Source organism: Nocardia shimofusensis NBRC 100134 (assembly GCF_001613125.1).
Lineage (GTDB): Bacteria > Actinomycetota > Actinomycetes > Mycobacteriales > Mycobacteriaceae > Nocardia > Nocardia shimofusensis.
Genome location: NZ_BDBT01000056.1, coordinates 1 through 6,320, shown reverse-complemented (window position 1 = coordinate 6,320; position 6,320 = coordinate 1). Strand labels below are relative to the sequence as shown.

The window sequence follows — 6,320 nt, the reverse complement described above, 5'->3', positions numbered from 1 at the left end:
TCCCCACCACGGAAAAGACCACGCCGCGCTGACCCGCGAACTGCTCGAGGTGGCCGGCGAAACCCGACGCCGACGCCTGTACGGCAACGACACCGACGACCAGTGGTGGCGTGCCCACTACCTCCGCGCGGCCCGCGCCGAGCTGAACTGACCTGCAAGCCCGTCGATCCGAGGGCAAGCCCTCCCACAGGGGAGGGCGCGGCAGCCCTCGCCCGGACCGGACAGTCACAGGGCATCCCCACCGCCGCCCGGAACCACCACGGTCCGGGCGACGTCGACTTCGGCATGACCGAGCAGACCACACAGACGCGATGGGCCACCGCACGACTGCGGATCCTCCTCGCCAACCACGGCCAGCTCTACACCCGCCGACGCACCCGCCGCCTGCACCCGGCCCTCGAATCCGTGTCCGAAACCGGAACCCACCCAGCTCACAGCACCCGCGGGGAGCGGCGGTCATGATCGCCGCCGCCGCGACGGCCGGTGTACGACCACCTACCGGCGCCACTCCACCGGCGCGCCCGACCAGTCGTGACCGGGCCGGGCCGGTGTGGGGCATCGGATCGGAAATGGCTGTCTTGGAACCGAATCGGTTCCGGCGGCGTCCAACCAGATGTCCAACCACACCATCCACAGGGGGGAACATCATGGTCAGGACAGTCAAAGCAGTAGTCGGCGCCGTCATGCTGGGGGCATTGCTGATAGCGCCCGCCGCGGTGGCCGGCACCGCTGCCGCGACCACCATGAACTGCGTGTACACCGGCCCGATCGTCGGGCACCCTGGCATGCAGTACGTCTGCTACGTGATCCACGACGACAACTCGAGGGAGACTTTCTATGCACCCGGCCCCGCAGGGCGGCTCTGACCCGGTCGTCCACGTCATCCAGCGGCCCGAATTCGTCGACCAGGCCGACGGCACGGTCCGCGCCTACTACCCGGGCGAGGACTGGTACGTGACCGGCAAAGACCGCACCGCCGCCGGCCACGCGCTCACCGCCGAGGTGGATCGCCGCATGCAGGACCCGAACTATGTGGCCCAGCATTTCGCGATGGCCCAACGCCACCTCGACGGGGAACACACCCCCGGCTTCGACGTGCAGGTCCTCGACCAGGACCAGTACCAGGCCCGCACGAGCGAGATCGGCGACGCCCTGCGCGAAGGGCGCACACCCGACTCGGAGTAGACCGCGGCGACCACCTTCGCCGCGCCACCGGAACAGCAATGGGGCTCGACTGCCAACCGCAGCCGAGCCCCATTGTCGTGCCGAGGCCTCAGGTCGCCCGATAGGCGCGCCTGAGGCCTTGCTCTCGGCGGGCCTGCGGGAACAGGTAGCCGCCGTTCTCCGGGTGCTCGGCTGTCTCACTCGACCATCCGGGGTGCGTAGACCCCACCGCGTGAGTTACTCGCGAGTAACTGTGGGGGTGAGGTTCACCCCGAACGGTGGACAGGGGTTTAAGCAGCTTCGACCGCGATAGTCAGTGACTGCTCGTAATGGATGGGACTGATGCTACCGATCGACGAGTGCCGACGGCGATTGTTGTACCAATCCATCCAATTGTCAACCGAGGCAACGAGTTCAGCCTTCATCGCGTAGACATGCCGGTAGTAGTGTTCGTGCTTGAAGCTCGACCACAGCGATTCGGATGGGCTGTTGTCCCAACATATTCCGGTCGCGCCCATCGATCGCCGCAGCCCGTATCGAGAGCAGGATCGGGCGGTCAACCCGGCGGTGAACTCGCCACCGCGATCGGAGTGCAGGATCGTGCCCGCGCAGTCGCCGCCGCGGGTGGCCACGGCGTCGTCGATGGCGGCGGTGACCATGTCCGCGCCGATGTGGTCGGCGATGCTGTAGCCGAGTACCCGGCGGGTGTGCCCGTCACGGACCGCGCAGAGAAACATATCGCCTTCACCGCAGGTCAGGTAGGTGACATCGGTGGTCCAGACGGCGTCGGGGCGGCCCTGGTCGAACTGCCGTCGCACCAGGTCGGGCGGGAACGACGCGGCCGGATCGGCCACGGTGGTTTTCACCTTGAAGGTGCGGGGGCTGATGCCTTCCAGCCCGATCGCGGCCATGATCGTGGCGACGGTCTTGGCTGATACCTGTTCGCCCTGTTCACGGAGCTCGTCGGTGATGCGGGGTGATCCGTAGGTGCCGTCGGACTCCGCGTGCACGTCGAGGATCTTCACCGTCAGATCGGCCCGTCGCTGCTGCCGGTGAGTCGGTTCCGTTGCCAGCGCACGTTTGCGCCACGCGTAGAACCCCGACGTGGACACCTCGAGCAGCCTGGCCATCGCGACCACGTCGAAATGTTCGGACACAGCCGGGGTGCCGGCTGTGTCGGCCACCGCCACGGCATCGGGGGCGGCGTACTTCGCCATCAGTTCGAACCGGGCCGGTTCTGCTGCATCGCGGCAAAGTACGCCGAGGCTTTTTTCAGGAACGCGATGTCCTTGTCCTGCTCGGCGACCTGTTTCCGTAACCGGAGCAGTTCCTCACGCTCTGCTGGTGACAGTGGTTTCTCGCCATGGACAGCGGCGGCGTCGATGCGGCGGCGTTCGTCGGCGACCCAGCGGCCCAGCAGGCTTTCGTGGATGCCGAGTTCGCGGGAGACCTCGGCGACGGTGCGTCCGGAATCGATCACCCAGTGGGCAGCCTCGACCTTGTACTCGGTCGTGAACGACCGACGTTTCCGAGACATGGAGACATCCTTCCAGCAGGATCGATGATCCTGCCAAGTCGGTGTCCACTACTCGGGGTGAACCTCAGAGAACCCGCGCACGGAGGTCTCGAAGCAGGTCAGCATCCGCCATAGCGCACCAGCCTGCCAGAGGCCCCCGACACAACCACACCGCGGATCAAGCAGGACAGCAGCCTCCGCTCGCCTCGGTCCCATCGATGACCGCTCCGAGCCTCTCGGGCCGCCGCCATCCGCCCGCGAACCCTAGGCCGACTGTCGCCCTGCGCAGGTAATTTCGATCCGTGACCTTCCCGGAGATGACGGCCGCCCAGAAGCGTGAACTGCGAGAGAGCGCTGCGCGCGCTTACCGCACCTCCCTACCGCACTGGCCGACGGACGAGTTCATGCAGACCCTGCGGTCGAGCATGAACTCGTCCATCCCGTGGCCGCGACTCGAACCGATGACGCTAGATCCTGGCCTGCTTCAACGCCCGGGAGCCACCTTCGACGTCACCGACTTGCTCCGTTCGACAGTTCTCGACGGAATACGGGCCGACGCCCTCCTGCCCAGGATGGACTTCCCATCCATCGATGTCGCCTGGCCAGCACTCCAGCTTCCAGCGGTCGACGTGCAGCGAGTGCTTCGCCACATCATCCCTGCTCCGGCCGATCTCATCCCGCCAGCAGCCAAGCAGCTCATCGAATCGCTCCGCGCGCGATACCCAGCGAACTGGCCTATAGGCGAGGAAGAGGTCTTGGATTTGGACCTGGCACAGCAGATCGTCGAGAACGAAGGCATTCCGATCGTGTACATCCCACGAGCGGAAATCGTCTCCGAACTCTCCAAAGCTGCAGATCGGACCGCCCGCGAGGCCGTTCTCGTTGCCCGCACAACTGAGATCTTGGAGGACTGTGCTGCAGCGGTCGATTGCGAGCTCGATCCACTACTCGCCGAGCAGAGACCACTGCTCCTCCAAGCCCTTGCCGCTCTCGCCGACGGGCACCATGCAGCTGCGCAAGCGCTCGGTGTGAGCGTGTGCAACACGCAGATCGAAGCGCACATAGACGACAGCTCCGGCAGGGCGAAGAACCAGTGCAAGGTGACTGACCTGGGAGTGGCCCTTCAGAAGGACCGGCTGCGGTATGTACTCGGTGTCGCACCTGTCGTAAACCTGCTGACAGACTGGCATCCGAAGTCCGGCAAGCCGAGGCCAGTGCCCCTGTCGCGCCATGTTGTTGCGCACCAGGCGCACCCCGACCACTTCACCCCGCAGAACGCGATCCTGGCGGTCATGGTCGCAACGAGTCTGATGCTCGCCCTGAATGAGCGGTACTCGTGGCCTCCGGACTGAAAAGTGGGAGCGCCTTCACTCGCTAGTCCGTCTGCCGTAGGTAGCTGTATACCGTCTCCCTGCTGACCCCGAACTCCTTGGCCAGCGTGGACTTCGGTTCGCCGGCGGCCGCCCGCTCACGCAGCGTCGTCACCTGTTCGGTAGTCAGGGCGGGCTTGCGGCCCTTGTAGGCGCCGCGGGCCTTCGCGGTGGCGATGCCCTCGCGCTGGCGTTCCAGGATCAGGGCGCGCTCGAATTCGGCGAAGGCCCCCATCACCGACAGCATCAGGGTGGCCATGGGGGAGTCCTCGCCGGTGAAGGTCAGTGCCTCCTTCACGAACTCGACACGCACGCCCTTGCCGGTCAGCTGGCGGACGAGGCGGCGGAGGTCGTCGAGGTTGCGGGCGAGGCGGTCCATGGAGTGCACGAGCACAGTGTCGCCGGCGCGGACGAAGGCGAGCATCTCCTGCAGCGCCGGCCGTTCGGCGTTCTTGCCGGTGACCTTGTCGGTGAAAACGCGCTCGACGTCGACGCCGTCGAGTTGGCGGTCGGTGTTCTGGTCGACGGTCGAGACCCTGATGTAGCCGACGCGCACCGCGCCCTCCCGTATTCGCCTGGAACCGGCTGCGATTGCGGCCGGTTGTCAGGTTGAAATCTAGGAACTCACCGGACAAGTGTCAAGAAATTCGGTTTCCGACTCTATCCGGACGCGAAACGCCCCGGTCAGGGGTGTCTAGTTGGGCTCTACCCCAACCGGACGCCATGGGCAGGACCGCCGCTGATCCGAAGTTCGCCACTCCGCACCATCGAGTACGGCGCGCGTAGGGGTGGCCGGTCGTCGCTTGAGTTCTACAGGTAGGACAATGGCCGCCGTGACGATCATGGTCGTTGTCGACGCCAACATCCTCGTATCCTCCAATAACCTCCAGCGCAACCCCTGGAAGTCGCTCGCTGAGCGACAGCAAGAGTGGGGCTTCCGGTTCGTTGTGCCGGAAGTCGCTCTGTTGGAAGCGGTGCACAGGATCCGGGACAACTGGAGGAAAGAGTTCGAGAAATTGGCCGCCGTGAGAATCGGACCGCTCGACCTCGGCGACATGCATCAGGATCTCGCCGAGTTGGTCGCTAAGAAGATCGACGACCTGGAGCAAAGCCTTCGGGACGGTTTCGGCGAGATGGGCGCCTCTCTCGTAGAACCGCCCCAGATCCCCTACATGGATATCGTCCAGCGAGCCATCTACCAGACAGCTCCCTACGGTCCGAAGAGCCCCGACAGCTTCCGCGACGCCGTCATCTGGCACACACTGCTCTCCGTCGCAGAAGCCAACCCCGACGCCGAAGTGTGGTTCGTCAGCAACAACGTCGACGACTTCGGCCCAAAGAACGGGAACTGGACGGGAGAGGGTCGTGGTAAACGCGATGACTGTCCGCTTCTGTTCGATCCGACACTCCAGCAGGAGTTGGTCGACCGTGAGCTGAGCAACCGGGTGCACTATGTGACCGGGCTTCGGCGGCTCGAACTGCACTTCGCCAGCCGCTTCACTCCCATCGACACTGACGAATTCGACAAGCTCATCAGTCAACTCGACCACGAGAAACTCAGTACACGCTTGTCCGCAGCGGTCGACGGTCTCGCGCTCAACCCCAGATCTGCCGCTCTGGAGCTCCACACTGTGGCTGGTGAGGTGTCTTCCTCACGCGTAGTCGCCGACACCTGGGATTTCAACGAGCCAGCTCGCACCAACACCGCCGGCTGGACCGCACGGTTCAGTGTCGACGCCGAAGTCGACATCGAGACCGTCGATGAACACCTCGCGGAGGGAACAACGACGAAGACTCTCAGGCTGGCTGGCGACCTCACCGTTTCCGCGGATCACACCGTTTGCGACCTGGGCGTAACCACTGCCTCCGCGCTTCCGGACGACCCAATGCGCGCGCAGTGGATCCAACGAAACCAACGGCACCACTCTGCGGGGGGCCATGAGGCTCTCGCTGGCCTGTTGATGAAGGATCCAGTCGGCTCGGCGGCGGCAGTAGCAAACCTGCAGGCGGTCGCGAGCAGTATCGCTGCGAACTCGGTAAGGGAGTCGGGTGTGCAGGCGATCCTGAACAGTATCGCTGCGAACTCGGTAAGGGAGTCGGGTGTGCAGGCGATCCTGAACAGTATCGCTGCGAACTCGGTAAGGGAGTCGGGTGTGCAGGCGATCACGAGCAATTTTGCTCTCAACACGCTTGGCGCCCCGGGTTTCCCTCTAGTGAGTGGTGCTGACCACCAGAAGCGAAGCGCTGCGGACAAGGCCGCAGCGAAGGCG

At 64.9% G+C, this 6,320-nt stretch carries 7 protein-coding genes; 4 read left to right on the top strand and 3 right to left on the bottom strand.

Features of this window, described 5'->3' with window-relative positions; translation table 11 throughout:
- The first annotated feature begins 647 nt into the window (after positions 1 to 647).
- Both NS3_RS27905 and NS3_RS27900 read left to right on the top strand, forming a co-directional pair.
- Positions 648 to 866 carry a hypothetical protein gene (locus tag NS3_RS27905; RefSeq protein ID WP_157101584.1) on the top strand — a complete coding sequence of 73 codons (219 nt, stop codon included), beginning with the start codon at positions 648 to 650 and terminating at the stop codon, positions 864 to 866.
- Positions 838 to 1,185, top strand: coding sequence for a hypothetical protein (locus tag NS3_RS27900; RefSeq protein ID WP_067865994.1), 348 nt, complete (start codon positions 838 to 840; stop codon positions 1,183 to 1,185). Before NS3_RS27905 ends, NS3_RS27900 begins: the two co-directional genes overlap by 29 nt.
- Positions 1,186 to 1,454: 269 nt before the next feature.
- Here the strand turns inward: NS3_RS27900 and NS3_RS27895 are convergent, their stop codons facing one another.
- Positions 1,455 to 2,381 carry an IS3 family transposase gene (locus NS3_RS27895; protein ID WP_067865991.1) on the bottom strand — a complete coding sequence of 309 codons (927 nt, stop codon included), beginning with the start codon at positions 2,379 to 2,381 and terminating at the stop codon, positions 1,455 to 1,457.
- On the bottom strand, positions 2,381 to 2,701 hold the full coding sequence (locus NS3_RS27890) for a transposase (RefSeq protein WP_067865988.1): 321 nt from the start codon (positions 2,699 to 2,701) through the stop codon (positions 2,381 to 2,383). Before NS3_RS27890 ends, NS3_RS27895 begins: the two co-directional genes overlap by 1 nt.
- Positions 2,702 to 2,982: 281 nt before the next feature.
- On the opposite strand from NS3_RS27890, the gene NS3_RS27885 reads away from it, so the two are divergent.
- Entirely contained in the window at positions 2,983 to 4,032 is a 1,050-nt protein-coding gene (locus tag NS3_RS27885) for a hypothetical protein (RefSeq protein WP_067865985.1), read from the top strand.
- 22 nt (positions 4,033 to 4,054) lie between these two features.
- Here the strand turns inward: NS3_RS27885 and NS3_RS27880 are convergent, their stop codons facing one another.
- Positions 4,055 to 4,606, bottom strand: a complete 552-nt coding sequence (locus NS3_RS27880) for a recombinase family protein (RefSeq protein WP_067865983.1) — start codon at positions 4,604 to 4,606, stop codon at positions 4,055 to 4,057.
- A gap of 286 nt (positions 4,607 to 4,892) precedes the next feature.
- Here NS3_RS27880 and NS3_RS27875 point away from each other — a divergent pair.
- The coding region (locus tag NS3_RS27875; protein WP_245649849.1) for a PIN domain-containing protein at positions 4,893 to 6,320 on the top strand (1,428 nt) is incomplete at its 3' end.